This is a genomic window from Lysinibacillus sp. FN11 (assembly GCF_024628845.1).
GTDB lineage: Bacteria > Bacillota > Bacilli > Bacillales_A > Planococcaceae > Lysinibacillus > Lysinibacillus capsici.
Genome location: NZ_CP102383.1, coordinates 1549944 through 1563738 on the forward strand (window position 1 = coordinate 1549944; position 13795 = coordinate 1563738).

General features: G+C 41.6%; 17 protein-coding genes and 1 pseudogene. 17 read left to right on the forward strand and 1 reads right to left on the reverse strand.

Going from position 1 to position 13795, the window contains the following annotated elements:
- Positions 1–121: 121 nt before the first annotated feature.
- Together topB and NP781_RS08130 are read left to right on the forward strand one after the other, a co-directional pair.
- Positions 122–2251: a type IA DNA topoisomerase gene (gene topB, locus NP781_RS08125; protein WP_257521964.1), complete on the forward strand. Its 2130-nt coding sequence runs from the start codon at positions 122–124 to the stop codon at positions 2249–2251.
- A gap of 108 nt (positions 2252–2359) precedes the next feature.
- Positions 2360–3205: a nucleotidyltransferase gene (locus NP781_RS08130; RefSeq protein WP_221683119.1), complete on the forward strand. Its 846-nt coding sequence runs from the start codon at positions 2360–2362 to the stop codon at positions 3203–3205.
- Between the two features lie 104 nt (positions 3206–3309).
- On the opposite strand, the gene NP781_RS08135 is transcribed toward NP781_RS08130, so the two are convergent.
- The gene (locus NP781_RS08135) at positions 3310–3522 is read right to left on the reverse strand and encodes a TetR/AcrR family transcriptional regulator (RefSeq protein ID WP_257521965.1); all 213 of its coding nucleotides are present in this window, start codon (positions 3520–3522) and stop codon (positions 3310–3312) included.
- A gap of 202 nt (positions 3523–3724) precedes the next feature.
- Between NP781_RS08135 and NP781_RS08140 the strand changes: the two genes are divergently transcribed.
- From NP781_RS08140 to NP781_RS08210, 15 genes and pseudogenes are all read left to right on the forward strand, one after another.
- Positions 3725–4477 carry a glucose 1-dehydrogenase gene (locus NP781_RS08140; RefSeq protein ID WP_221683117.1) on the forward strand — a complete coding sequence of 251 codons (753 nt, stop codon included), beginning with the start codon at positions 3725–3727 and terminating at the stop codon, positions 4475–4477.
- Between the two features lie 562 nt (positions 4478–5039).
- Positions 5040–6398 carry an aspartate kinase gene (locus tag NP781_RS08145; RefSeq protein ID WP_221683116.1) on the forward strand — a complete coding sequence of 453 codons (1359 nt, stop codon included), beginning with the start codon at positions 5040–5042 and terminating at the stop codon, positions 6396–6398.
- 104 nt (positions 6399–6502) lie between these two features.
- Positions 6503–6688, forward strand: coding sequence for a hypothetical protein (locus tag NP781_RS08150; protein WP_048390624.1), 186 nt, complete (start codon positions 6503–6505; stop codon positions 6686–6688).
- Positions 6689–6892: 204 nt separating this feature from the next.
- On the forward strand, positions 6893–7576 hold the full coding sequence (locus NP781_RS08155) for an adenosylcobinamide amidohydrolase (protein WP_257521966.1): 684 nt from the start codon (positions 6893–6895) through the stop codon (positions 7574–7576).
- Positions 7573–8529 carry an adenosylcobinamide-phosphate synthase CbiB gene (gene cbiB, locus NP781_RS08160; protein WP_257521967.1) on the forward strand — a complete coding sequence of 319 codons (957 nt, stop codon included), beginning with the start codon at positions 7573–7575 and terminating at the stop codon, positions 8527–8529. Before NP781_RS08155 ends, cbiB begins: the two co-directional genes overlap by 4 nt.
- Positions 8516–9610: a pyridoxal phosphate-dependent aminotransferase gene (locus NP781_RS08165; protein ID WP_257521968.1), complete on the forward strand. Its 1095-nt coding sequence runs from the start codon at positions 8516–8518 to the stop codon at positions 9608–9610. Before cbiB ends, NP781_RS08165 begins: the two co-directional genes overlap by 14 nt.
- On the forward strand, positions 9607–10215 hold the full coding sequence (locus NP781_RS08170) for a histidine phosphatase family protein (RefSeq protein ID WP_257521969.1): 609 nt from the start codon (positions 9607–9609) through the stop codon (positions 10213–10215). The genes NP781_RS08165 and NP781_RS08170 overlap by 4 nt, the downstream gene beginning before the upstream one ends.
- Positions 10216–10227: 12 nt before the next feature.
- A pseudogene (locus NP781_RS08175) lies at positions 10228–10700 on the forward strand (bifunctional adenosylcobinamide kinase/adenosylcobinamide-phosphate guanylyltransferase).
- The gene (locus NP781_RS08180) at positions 10649–10801 is read left to right on the forward strand and encodes a P-loop NTPase family protein (protein WP_257522581.1); all 153 of its coding nucleotides are present in this window, start codon (positions 10649–10651) and stop codon (positions 10799–10801) included. The pseudogene NP781_RS08175 and the gene NP781_RS08180 overlap by 52 nt, the downstream one beginning before the upstream one ends.
- 20 nt (positions 10802–10821) lie before the next feature.
- Positions 10822–11598, forward strand: coding sequence for an adenosylcobinamide-GDP ribazoletransferase (gene cobS / locus NP781_RS08185; protein WP_257521970.1), 777 nt, complete (start codon positions 10822–10824; stop codon positions 11596–11598).
- Complete coding sequence (locus NP781_RS08190; protein ID WP_257521971.1) at positions 11571–12167, forward strand: histidine phosphatase family protein; 597 nt, start codon at positions 11571–11573, stop codon at positions 12165–12167. The genes cobS and NP781_RS08190 overlap by 28 nt, the downstream gene beginning before the upstream one ends.
- The gene (locus tag NP781_RS08195) at positions 12119–12511 is read left to right on the forward strand and encodes a bifunctional adenosylcobinamide kinase/adenosylcobinamide-phosphate guanylyltransferase (RefSeq protein WP_221683108.1); all 393 of its coding nucleotides are present in this window, start codon (positions 12119–12121) and stop codon (positions 12509–12511) included. Before NP781_RS08190 ends, NP781_RS08195 begins: the two co-directional genes overlap by 49 nt.
- 31 nt (positions 12512–12542) lie before the next feature.
- Positions 12543–13037: an ECF transporter S component gene (locus NP781_RS08200; protein ID WP_257521972.1), complete on the forward strand. Its 495-nt coding sequence runs from the start codon at positions 12543–12545 to the stop codon at positions 13035–13037.
- Positions 13034–13345: a hypothetical protein gene (locus NP781_RS08205; protein ID WP_257521973.1), complete on the forward strand. Its 312-nt coding sequence runs from the start codon at positions 13034–13036 to the stop codon at positions 13343–13345. Before NP781_RS08200 ends, NP781_RS08205 begins: the two co-directional genes overlap by 4 nt.
- On the forward strand, positions 13288–13716 hold the full coding sequence (locus NP781_RS08210; RefSeq protein ID WP_257521974.1) for a hypothetical protein: 429 nt from the start codon (positions 13288–13290) through the stop codon (positions 13714–13716). The genes NP781_RS08205 and NP781_RS08210 overlap by 58 nt, the downstream gene beginning before the upstream one ends.
- Positions 13717–13795 lie beyond the last annotated feature (79 nt).

The following is a 13795-nucleotide window of genomic DNA, read 5'->3' on the forward strand; positions in this document are numbered from 1 at the left end:
ATATGGTTTAAAGTAAAATAGTAGTAAGGTATTCACCATCAACTCAACTAATCTGATTAGTTGAGTTTTATGTTTTTATAGAAAAAGCTACTAATATATTGTAAAGAAGATGTGATGATTAATGGGGAAAATTGCGATATTAGCAGAGAAACCATCTCAAGCAAGAGCATATGCAGACGCCTTTAAAGTGAAGCAAAAAGAGAAAACCTTTATTGAACTGGAACCTTGTTCTACTTTTCCTCATGGTGCAGTTATTACCTGGGCGGTTGGTCATCTTGTTGAATTAAAGGAGCCGAAAGAATATCACAAGGAATGGGAGAAGTGGTCGCTTGCTTCATTACCGATCATTCCGCAAAAATTTGAAGATAAAGTGGTCTCTAAAATGTATCCACAATTCAATGCAGTCAAAAAAATCTTTAGTGATCCCCAAGTAACAACGATTTATAACTGCTGTGATAGTGAACGTGAGGGTTCAAATATCTTCTACTCCCTTTTGAAAATGACAAAAGTAAATAAGCCAGTTAAACGATTATGGATCAATTCATTAGAAGTGGAGGAAATCCGAAAAGGTTTTAATCATATGCAAGGTAATGAGCGTGATTTGCTGATGTACCAAGAAGCCAAAACGCGTCAAATTAGCGATTGGTTAGTAGGTATGAACTGTAGTCGCCTCTATACGCTACTGTTGCAGAAAAAGGGCTTTAAGGGCAGTATCTCCATCGGACGAGTACAATCGCCAACCGTCTATTTAATTTATAAAAGACAGCAGGAAATTGAACAGTTCAAGCCTGAAAAATTTTATGAAATCGAAGGGGTATTTAAAGCTCAACATGGTGTGTATAAAGGGAAGGCGAAGCTAAAGACAAAAGAGCGTGCAGAGGCAGTGCAGTTATTGCAACAGCATGGGATTGAACCGCATGATACAGGTCTCATTACAAGTGTCACGAACAAAACGAAGCGGATGGCACCACCTAAACTACATGCGCTATCAACATTACAAGCGGCTGCCAATAAACGTTGGAAATACAGTCCATCGCATGTGTTGAAACTTACGCAATCACTTTATGAGAAAAAGCTCGTTTCTTACCCACGTACCGATTCACAGCTCATTACACATAATGAGTTTCTCTATTTAAATGAATCATTAGGAAACTATCAGCAGCTTGTGGGAAAAGCATTTCAGCCGATCAATCGAGGGAAGAACAAGCGCTATGTCGACAGTGCCAATGTTGGGGAGCACTATGCAATTATTCCAACGAAAAAAATACCGACGGCCAAAGCGTTGCAATCCATGAATGCTGATGAACGAAATATTTATTTTGAAATCCTCAATACGACACTCGCTATGTTTCATCAGGATTATGAATACGATGAAAAAACGATTATCACGAATGTCAAAAATGTAGAGTTTAAAACAGTAGGGAAAACAGAGCTTGTCAAAGGCTGGAAAGAATTATTTTCAAATGAGACAGAGGTGCAGGCGCGTGAGGAGTCTTTACCTGTTGTCTTCCAAGATGAGCTGGTACAAAGTAAGATTGCTATTTTAGAAGGCACGACAACACCTCCGAAGCCCTATACAGAAGGCCAACTCATTACGATGATGAAAACCTGTGGTAAATCGGTTGAGGATGAAGAGGAAATCGAGGTGCTGAAATCGATTGAAGGGATTGGGACGGAAGCAACTCGGAGTGGCATTATCGAGACGATTAAGAAGCATGGATTTATTGAAGTACGAAAAAATATCGTGAGCATTACACCGAAAGGACAGCTTTTATGTCAGGCAATTGAAGGGACATTACTGTCAAGCCCTTCCATGACGGCTAAATGGGAAATTTACTTACATAAAATTGGTAAGGGGGAAGGCTCTGCCAAGCATTTTATTGAAAGCATAGGCAAGTTTATTCATCAATTAATAGCGGAAGTGCCTAAACAATTAGAGGCACTGACAATTGAAGCAGAGCAGTTTAAACCAGCCGTGGTAAAAGATATTGCCATCTGTCCAGCATGCAAGGAAGGGAAAATAGGCTTGCGTAAAAGCTTTTACAGTTGTTCGAATTATAAAAATGGTTGTAAGCAAACGTTCCCACAAAGGCTATTAGGAAAAAAACTAACGGAAAAAAACATTCATGACTTATGTAAGAGTGGCAAAACTGCTTTGATGAAAGGCTTTAAATCAAAGAATGGCAAACCATTTAATGCAGCCCTACGTTTGGTAGAAGGAAAAATTGAATTTGAGTTTAATGAAAAGTAAATGCTGCTAGTTTCAAAGGACTTCCAACATGGAAGCTGGATAGCGTGTTTGATATAGTACATGCTATCCTACTTTTAAGCAAATCAGTCACCTAAAAGGAGCGATGTAATGACGACTATAAAAGAAATTGGTAGCTTATGTGTGACGGATAGTGATGGATACATAATTAATCATGCAGATTGGAATAAAATCAACTCTATTTTTCTTGCTGTCATCAACGATGTGATTCATACCTATCGCACAATTCTCCAAGATGACTTACATAGCATTTATCTAAGGGGATCAATTCCAAAGGGTATAGGTATTGAAGGAGTAGCTGATTTAGACACCATAGCGGTTACGAAGCAAAAGCCTAAAAAACAGCAGGTAAAGCGAATAAAAGAAGTAGAACAAGCATTAACTCAAAACCATCATTGTGTAGATGGGATTGAGCTAAGTGTATTTGGCAAAGAAGCTATTTTAAATACGACATCTTTTTCAATCATTAGTTTCATCCTCCAAACCCATAGTATATGTGTGTTTGGAGAGGATTTAATACCTCGATTACCAAGATATAAGGTGGACGAGGCTTTAGCGAATGACCACCTTATTCATTTGCAGGGGCAAATAAAAAATGCCTGTGATGACCTTCAAGATAATGCGGATATAGAGGATATTAAAGATTGTTGCAAGTGGATTATGAAAATTATAGTAAGAGCAGGACTTGCACTTGTCATAACGAAGGAAAACACCTATACAAGGGATTTATACCCCGCCTATAAACGGTTCTCGGAATATTTCCCTGACAAGGAAAGCGACATGAGAAGGGCACTTGAATATGCAATAACGCCCATAATCGATACGAACGTTTTGTTGTTGTTTTTAAATGAATTTGGAACGTGGATGGTCAGTGAAGCGGATAAATGGTTACAACTCTATAACCCTACTAGAGAGTTAAACATGAAAATACGATAACTTCCGAGGCCGAGACAAATGGGAACGAAAAAGGTAATCACATATGTGTTGTGATTACCTTTTTCTGTTAATTGAAAATTCGTTTGAGCGTGAATTAAGTGCTCTTATCTTTCAAAAGGGTTGTCAATATAAGGGCCTTTAATGGTAATACGCATTAACTGGGTCGCCATAAATTTGGGGGTATAGGGCATATCATTTTGTTGTGTAATATCTTGTACCGTAATCTTTTCATAGCCTTGTTCATCAATTAATGCCACTAGTGCATCTCTTAATAATTGGCGCGTTCTGATGACGCGAGGGTCCATTTTTTTCGACATTTTGAAGCTCCTTGTATTAAATTTTCTATTTAAACAACAGTCCGATTGCAAGTGTTGTGAAAGCGTCATGATGGGCTGTGGTGTTGTTTGCCCTTTTTCAATTGCGCGTTATAATCATATTAACGACACCGTGTCGATAATACAACTAGTTGTTAACGTGTTCACGAATTGTTCATTTATATAGAAGAAAGGGAGTTTTATGATGGGTCGTTTAAATGGGAAAGTAGCAATTATTACAGGAGCAGCAATGGGAATGGGTGCTTCTGAGGCAAAACTATTTGCACAAGAAGGCGCAAAGGTCATCGCAACAGATGTACAAATCGAGCCCTTGAATAATTTAGTAAAAGAAATTAAAGAAAATGGTGGGGACATTATTGGTCTTCAACATAATGTTACTTCTGAGGATGAGTGGAAAGCAGTGATTGCGGAGGCTGTAAAGGCATATGGCAAAGTGGATATCCTCGTCAACAATGCAGGGGTGTCATCACCAAAAACGATTGCTGACATGGAAATGGCTGAATGGAATAAAATTATGGATATTAACCTGAATGGCTGTATCATTGGCATGAAATATGTGATTCCTCAAATGCAAAAAGCTGGCGGTGGTTCAATTATCAATATTTCTTCGATCGGTGGAATCGTGGGAATGGCTGGTACAAGCCCTTATACAGCAGCAAAAGGTGCGCTTCGTGTGCTTTCTAAATCGGCTGCGATCGAGTATGGTAAAGATAAAATTCGTGTGAATTCTGTTCATCCAGGCATTATTGTAACACCAATGACAGCGCCTACGATGGAGGAGGGTGGTGCATTGCCATACTATCAAGCTTACACACAATTACCATACTTCGGTGAACCTGAAGATGTAGCTTATGGCGTAGTGTTCCTAGCATCAGACGAATCCCGCTTCATGACAGGCGCAGAGCTCGTAATCGACGGCGGCTGGACAGCCATTTAATCCAATAGCAGTATCAAAACTAGGCATCACTCGACGTGAGCCTAGTTTTTTTTATGCAGATGAGGGTGAATACCCGCGAATCGAGTGAAGATACACGCGGTAGAGAAATGAATACCCGCGAATCGAAGGGAAAAACACGCGGTAGAGAGGCAAATACCCGCGATTGATCAATAACCCCTCGATACGAGAGAGAACCCTCATAAATAAAAGAAAAAGCCTTGCTGAAGGAATCAACGATACATACAAAAATAGCACAAACATAGTGGATATTTGTGCATATCATAAATGGAGAAAGCGTTTTCTTCATTATATAGAAGAAAGTCAAAATGAGAAATTTCACGATTATGTCAACGTCACGAAAAAAAATTCACAAAAACCTTAACTATTTCATGTGAAATCCGTATAATAAATCAAACAGTACGAAAATTGTCCATATTTCTCGAAAAATTGCGTGAATTTTTTAAATTGTATTGACGTAGGAAACGATAATTTGTACACTGTGTACAGTCAATTGTTTTGTGGAGGAATACAATTAATTTGAAAAAGTTAGGATTTGATAGATATGATCGTGTGTAAATTTGGTGGAACATCTGTAGCAAGTGCAGAACAAATACAAAAAGTAGCAAACATTGTAAAATCTAATCCGGCGCGTAAGATTGTTGCCGTTTCAGCACCAGGGAAACGTTCTGGTGACGATATAAAAGTAACAGACCTATTAATACAATTAGCAAATGCAGCGTTACAACAAGAGAATACAGAGGAAAAATTGCAAACTGTTGTGGATCGTTTTAGAGCGATTGCTGATGGTTTGGGGCTAGATAATGCCATTTGTGACGTAATCGCAGAAGATTTACGTGAACGTGTACAAGGTGACAAAACAAATGTGGAATTATTCATCGATAGTATTAAAGCAGCAGGTGAAGATAATAACGCCAAGCTTATTGCAGCTTACTTTAATGCCATTGGTATGCCCGCACGCTATGTCAGTCCTAAAGAAGGTTTAGTGGTTAATGATTTACCAGAAAGAACCTTTGCATTACCTGAAGCGTATGCTAATTTAGCCCCTTTAAAAGACACAAAAGAAATTATTGTGTTCCCAGGGTTCTTCGGTTACACTAAAGCGGGCGTATTGCGAACATTTGACCGCGGTGGCTCTGATATTACAGGCTCCATTTTAGCAGCAGCCGTTGAAGCGGAGCTGTATGAAAACTTTACGGATGTGGATTGTGTGTTCTCCGCGAATCCGAAAGTCGTCAACGATCCAGTGGAAATTAAAGAAATTACGTATCGCGAAATGCGCGAATTATCATATGCAGGCTTTTCAGTGTTCCATGATGAAGCGTTAATGCCTGTCTACAAGATTGGGGTGCCCGTTAACATAAAAAATACAAATAATCCAACAGCCCCAGGTACACGTATTGTACCAAGCCGTCCTGCAACAGGTCGTCCAGTTACAGGGATTTCGGCAGACAGTGGCTTTTCAACTTTATATGTCTCTAAATATTTGATGAATCGTGAGGTAGGCTTTGGACGTAAGCTACTCCAAATTTTAGAAGATGAGAATATTTCTTATGAACACACACCATCTGGTTTAGACGATATTTCTGTCATCATGCGTTCGAATCAACTAACACCAGAAAATGAAGCACGCATTCTTAGTCGTGTGAAAGAAGAGCTACATGCAGAGTATGTAGAAATGCGTCACGGTTTTTCCATGATCGTGATTGTGGGCGAAGGGATGCGTCATAACACAGGATTAGCTGCCCGTGCTGCCACAGCGATTTCAAAAACTGGCGCAAATATTGAAATGATTAATCAAGGTTCTTCTGAAGTGAGCCTCGTGTTTGGTGTCCTTCAGGAATATGAAAACCGCATTTTACAAGCATTATATGAAGAGTTTTTTGCCCATGCAAAAGCATAATGACACAATCATCACTAATCCAAGTGTTTCTTGCTTGGATTAGTGTTTTCTTTTTGCTGAGAATACGGTAAAATCGAGGGCGTACATAGTTGGGAGGGTTATTTGTGAAAAATTTAACAATTGGTATGCTTTTTTCAATCATCGGGATACTTTTTGTCTGTTTAACGATTATGGATATTTTACCGTCATCGACAAAAACAATGAAAATTGTTTACATAGGCATTGGGTGGGTCTTTATTATCGTCGGCTCTGTTATCCGCTTTAAGAATCTCAAACAAAAGCAGCAATAACACTTTGAAAATGGAATTGTGACAATAGCCAAAGTTGTGATACAATTTCAAAGAAAATAAATAATTTGAGTATTATGAAGTTGTTATTCTGTACAAATGTTCAGAAGGTTCAAATTTTAATAAAGAATCGACCGTACAAATTCTTCTTTGTAAGAATTTGTTTTTTTATGTTCCGTCATAACTTTATCGCGAGGAGGCGATTGATTGCCTATACTTACTAAGGATTGCATTCATATTTTTGACGATTATGTTGCCCTTCAAACAGCTTCAGCCATGAAGGTTGTATCCTCAGCCATGCATAACCCAGGCTTTGGTCATTATACGCATCTGATGAATCGAACGGTGCCTATTACCTATGATGAACGACAGCCACATCAGGAATTGCTGCAGTTTTTGCAGGCACAGCACTTCCCGCATGACAATACAGTGGCTATGATGACGGCTGTCCAAGCCAAGTTTGCGACTATTCGTGACTTTACATATGAGGGAATCCACCTTGTCATTATGATTACCGCTGGGCTTGGCAATGCGGTGGATATTACCCGTGCTTTTCATCGAGAGGAGCAGTACCATGCAGGCACCATTAATACTTGGGTGCTGATTAATGGCAAGCTGTCTGATGAAGCACTTTTTCAGGCAATGATTTCAACTACAGAAGCCAAGGTCAAGGCTTTAGTAGATGAAGGTGTTACAGATCCAACGACAGGCACACAAGCCACAGGTACATCTACTGATAGCTTACTTATTGCCTCGACAGAAGAAGGGGACTTTCATCAATATGCAGGTCCCATCACCATGCTGGGCAAGGTCATTGGCTATGGTGTTTATGAAACGATGTGTGAGGCGGTTAGGAAATACAAAAAAGATAAAGAGGCGAGGTCTAAATGATTGCTATTGTGATTGCCTGCATCATAGGGCTAATTTTTGATTTAGTAGTAGGGGACCCTCCGAAGCTTCCTCATCCAGTACGCTGGATTGGACACTTGATTCAATCGCAAACAGCCTTATGGAATAAGGGCAAATGGCGCAAGCTACGTGGCACGGTGATGGCACTTGCTGTTGTTGGCACGACCATGTTTGTGGTGACGCTGATTCTATTACTAAGCTATCAGGTGAGTATCATTTTCGGCATTCTTGTAGAGGGTCTTCTGATTGGTATCGGACTGGCACAGCGTAGCTTGAAGGAGGCGGCGATGGCTGTCTATGAGCCGCTTGTCAAAGGGGATTTTGCCGAAGCACGTGTTAAGCTGTCTTGGATTGTCGGACGTGATACCGATAAACTAGGTGAGGGTGAAATCGTGCGTGGTGTGGTAGAAACGGTTTCTGAGAATACAAGTGATGGTGTGACAGCTCCACTCTTTTATGCCTTTTTATTTGGGGCAATTGGTTTATGGGGCTATAAGGCTGTCAATACATTGGATTCGATGGTGGGCTATAAAAATGAAAAATATAAAGACTTTGGTATGTTTTCAGCCAAACTTGATGATGTACTGAATTTTATTCCAAGTCGCATTACAGGCTTACTGCTCGTGCTTGGTACGAAAAATGAAACAGATCGTTCGCTTGGCAAGCGCTTAAAGCGTTGGGTACAGGACGCTAAGAAGCATCCTAGTCCAAATAGTGGCTATTTAGAGGCAGCGACTGCAGTGCAGCTTGGTGTACAGCTAGGAGGGAAAAATACGTATCAGGGCGTTGTCTCTCATCGAGCAATTATGGGGGAAAAATTAGTGCCATTAACGAAAGAGCATATTGCAACGTCCATTATTCATATGCGTATTGCCACAGTGCTGTTTGCGCTTGTTATGTTAGCAGTGGAGGTGTTAATTTATGCAGTTACCTAATCACGGAGCAAATCCGCATAATGTTTATCAGCAATTAGGCTTAACGATGCCTGAGGTGGTGTATGATTTCAGCGAAAATGTCAATGCGGCAGGACCACCAGCCTTTGTAGAGGCACGTTGGCGTACTTTCTATCCACTAATTCAGCGCTATCCAGATCCAGATGGAGAACCTTTTTTAACAAAGGTCGCTGCTTTTCATCAAGTAGCGAAGAATACGATTTTACTAGGCAATGGGGCTTCAGAGCTTTTTAGTGTACTAGCAAGACGCTATGCCAATAAGCGTGTGATCATTGTGCATCCTACTTTTTCAGAGTATGAGCGAACATTGCGTGCAGCAGGTGCTACGATTGTTCCTATTGTCGTGACGGATTTTATCGATTACACATTGCCATTAGAGCAGCTACAGCAGGAAATGATGACAGCTGATGCTGTTTATCTTTGTACACCTAATAATCCGACTGGCGTACTGCCAAATAAGGAAGATTTACTCGCCTTAATGGCACACGGAGCAATCGTTAACTGTGAGCTTGTGATCGATGAGGCATTTATGGATTGGGTAGATGAGGCGCATTCGCTGATTCCGTTTAGTGCACAAAACCCACATGTTATTGTCGTTCGTTCGATGACTAAAATGTATGCGATCCCAGGTTTACGACTTGGGTATATGGTTGCACATGCTACTATTGTGGGCGCCTTAAAAGATATGCTGCCGCATTGGAATTTAAATGCCTTTGCGCTTGTAATTGGGGCAAGCTGTTTAGACGAGCAGCACTATTGTCAGCAGGCAATTACCGATGCCGCAGCACAAAGGGAATGGCTGCATCGTTACTTACAGGACAATGGCTGCCAAGTAACCAATAGTGTGACGAATTATGTGTGCTTCTCCTTACCGAAAACACAGCAAGCGGATGCCTTTTTCACCTATTGTCTTGCACAGGGTGTTGTGCTGCGTCACACAAAAAACTTTCAAGGTTTGCAGGGTGAGTGGTTCCGTATTGGCATCAAAGACATTGCAGCCATGACAGCTTTACATAATTGTCTACAAGCGTGGTTTAACGTAAGTAAGGGGAGAGAAAAGTGACAACTTTTTATCTAGTAAGACATGGGGAAACACAATGGAATCAGGGGCATCGACTACAGGGGTGGCTGGATTCTCCATTAACGGAAAACGGTAGAGCAGCGGCTGAAAAACTTCACAAGCATCTGCAACAGATTCCTTTTACCGCTGCTTATTGTAGTTCAAGTGGTCGTGCAAGAGAGACGATGGATATTTTGATGGCCAATCGCAAGCTGCCTATTGCCTATGAAGATGATTTACGGGAGATCTATTTAGGGAAATGGCAGGGGCAGACAATCGACGATATACTGGCGATACATAAGCTCGATTATGAGCTATATACGAACTACCCTGCGCAGTTTGTGGCGAGTCATACAGAAAGCTTTGGATCCGTAACAGAAAGAGCGATGTTTACATTAAAAAAAATAGCAGCCCAACATCAGAATGAAACGATCCTCATTGTCTCCCACGCCGTAACGATTAAATGCATTATCAATGCTATTTTACAACGCAGCATTAGTGAGCTGTGGGCAGCCCCGTACATTCATGGGACAAGTGTGACAGTGATTGAACGGCAAGGTCAACAATGGCTTGTGAAGGATATTGGTAATCTACAGCATTTACAATAGGAGGTGTCCTACATGCCGCTTATTTTTATTACAGGTGGTGTACGTAGTGGTAAATCCCATTTTGCAGAGCAAGCAGCGCTTCAGTATTATGAGGCGCAGGCATGTACAGCGAAACGCTTGCTCTATTTGGCTTCGGGTATTGCCTTAGATCGTGAAATGGAAAAAGAATCTTACGGCATCAGGCAGATCGCCAGGCACAGCCTATTCAGTGGCTGACGGTGGAGGCTCCCTATGCAATTTCAGAAGTATTTGAGACACTTCAGGAGGGAGATGTGGTGCTGTGGGATTGCGTGACAACGTGGCTGACCAATGCTTTTTACGAAGGCTATGACAAGGGGACACCCTGTTTACAACAGCCTGGGTGTTTAGCTAATAAGCTACAGACCGTCAAGCAAGCGATCTTGTCACTACTGAAGAAGGATTTGACTTTTTTGTGGTATCCAATGAACTGTTTGATGAACCTCCTTATGCTAGTGATGAAGTAGAATTATACCGACGAACGCTCGGACAATTCCATCAATGGTTGGTTTCTATGGCACAAGAGGCCTACGAAATGAACTATGGCATTGTAAAGAGATGGAAATAATTAAGAAGGAAGGCAAGAGGATGAAAAATTTTTGGCATAGCCTCCTACTGGCATTTCAATTTTTTACGGTATTGCCAGTACATAAAGAGCTTCCGTTAACGAGGTCCACCATCACAGGCATGTTTGCTTGCTTACCATGGATAGGTGCTTTAATGGGAACAACGGTGGCAGCCGTGCTTTATAGTCTTATGCAGTGGACAGCAAGCAGTGAAGTGATGCTAGCTTTCACTGTGATAGGGCTATTTGCTTTATGGACAGGTGGTTTGCACTTAGACGGCTTTATTGATATGGGCGATGCCTATTTTTCCTATCGAGATCGAGAAAAACGATTGGAGATTTTAGATGACCCTCGTGTGGGAGCGTTCGGAGTATTGGCTGTGGTGTTTTTATTGATGGGGAAATTTGTTATTTTACATGAGCTTTTCGTGCAGCAGAGGTTCGCCTTGTGGATGGTACTATTCGTCCCTTTTCTAACAAGGGTGGGCATGAGCTTTTATTTTATGTCACTCCATTGCTCAAAGGAAAAAGGTCTTGCTTATTTTTTTAAGTCTCATATCAATGCTACTCGATTAAAAGCGATCATGCTGTTGTCGCTCATATTGGCAATGACGGTTGTTTTTATCAGCACGCAGTTTTTACTTCTTCCTGTTGTCTTAGTCGTCGTTTTAGCCATTGCCCTTTTTATTTTTCGACAATTTACGTTGCGTAATTTTGGTGGAGTATCTGGCGATTTACTGGGTGCCTCCATTGAAGGAATGGAGGTAGTGCTATGGGTGACATTGTTACTGTGTGCTTAATGCGGCATGCGCCTACAAAAGAGAATCTTGAAAAGCGTTATCTTGGTTGGACGGACGCACCATTAGCAGATACAGCCAAGCTTGCTGTTGTGGATGCAAATGTTAAAAAGGTATATGGCAGTGATCTACAGCGCTGCCGACAAACGGCTGCTCATTATTTTCCCAATGCTAGCTACCAGGCAGAAGCATCCCTTCGAGAGACGAACTTTGGTGCATTCGAAGGGAAAACCTATGAGGAGCTAAAAATGGATGCTCACTATCGGGCATGGATAGATGATCCAATCCGTACACCCCCTCCACAGGGTGAGGCATTCGATGATTTTATGAAACGTGTTGTAGATGGATTTCATTATATACCGAAAAATGAGGATAGCTATTATTTAGTGGTTCATGGTGGGGTCATTCGTGCCTTACTTGTTGCGTTTGCGCCAACAGAACAGCCTTTTTGGTCCTATCAGGTGCCACATGATAAACAATTTGCTTTAACATTTACAAGAAAGGCTTGGGAGGAGGGAGCACGATGCATGTCTTTATCGGAGGTGCCTATAACGGCAAAACCGACTATGTGAGGCGCTTGTATGAACAGCAACAGATGGTTATGATTGCTGGTGAACTACCTGAGGTAGCGCCCGTCTGTGATGTTCTTGTCCTAAAGAACTTAGAAAAATGGCTTGTGACACAAAATTTGGAGGAAGATGAACAAATCGTACAAAAGGTGCTAGCAACCTTACAAGAGCTTGAGCAGCAATGTACACTCGCACTTATTGTGACGGATATGGGGCGTGGAGTTGTGCCAATGGAAAAACAAGCCCGACAGTTACGCGATACCTGTGGTCGTCTATACCAAGCTTTGTTCAAGGAAGCGAAGCAAGTTGTACGGATTTGGTATGGAATAGCTGAGCCATTGAAGTAAAGTAGACATTCAACAGAAAAGAGGGAATGAAATGGAACGACAAAAATTAAGAAAATTGGTTTTGACAGCAATGGTAGCGGCCATCTGTGCAGTAGGGGCAATGATTAAGGTTCCAACGTTTATTTCAACGGCTGCACTGGATTCGGCTCCTGCCTTTTTAGGTGTTGTCTTTCTATCTCCCATCTTAGCAGGGATTGCTGGATTGATCGGGCATTTTATTACGGCATTAACATCTGGCTTCCCATTAGGACCATTACATATCATTATCGCGGTAGAAATGTTGATTGTCGTATGGGTCTTTGGGGTGATGCATAAAAAAGGCATGCACTTTTGGAAATGGCCTGTTGCCTTAGTATTAAACGGGATTGTAGCGCCACTCCCATTCTACTTTATTATTAGTCCAGCATTTTTCTGGGGTGCTTTAGGCAGTATTCTGATGGCAACGGTGATCAATTTAATTATTGTCGCGGTAGTTATGCCCATTCTGTCAAAGGTTTTTGTGCGTAAGGAAGGTCGTGTACAGTGAGAAATGCGATGAAAGTTGGCACGTTCATTGCAACAATGGATAATGCCGCAGCCATTGGACAAAAACCGCAAGATGTAGTGTCAGCACCCGATCAACTGACGGCCTATATGACAGCACGTGTGACCTTTTTAGAACAGCTGGCGGCACAGGCATTACCTGTTCAAGTTCTACTTGCGAATTTTTCTGGAGATGCCGCATGGTCTCGCTATGAAAAAGGTATACAGCAAGTGTTTGCAGAGGCAGATCTTACATGTCCAGCCATTGCGGGAGTACGGAATCCAATATGCCCACATTACAGTCAGGCTTAGCTGTTACAATGCTTGGAGAAATCCAGCAGCGTCGAGCATTTGATCACGATCAGCTTAGCTGGTACACCTATGGCCTGCCGCTTGTAGGCGAAGAGGTGTTGGCACAGCCTAAAGATGTGGCGCAGTTGCTGCCTATTTTCAAGGCATGGCAGGCAGAAATTGTTCAGCAAGTATGGCCAGTCGGATCAAGGGGGCTACAAGGAGAATTTTCCCGTCTGTTTGGGGAGCGACATGTGGAATGCGCCCTTGATGGTGCAAAATCAGCAGGCCCCTGTACGGTCATTTTGCTAGGAATTGCTGCAGACAATGAGTCACAGGCACAAAAAATTTTCCTGCGAAATTTTGAGAAACTACACATTTCTGAAAAGTGATGGGGCTTGTTTTGAGAAAATGATTGTTTCTTGGGACAGGTCCAGATAATCCAGAGCGAGTGTTATTTTACTTCGATAT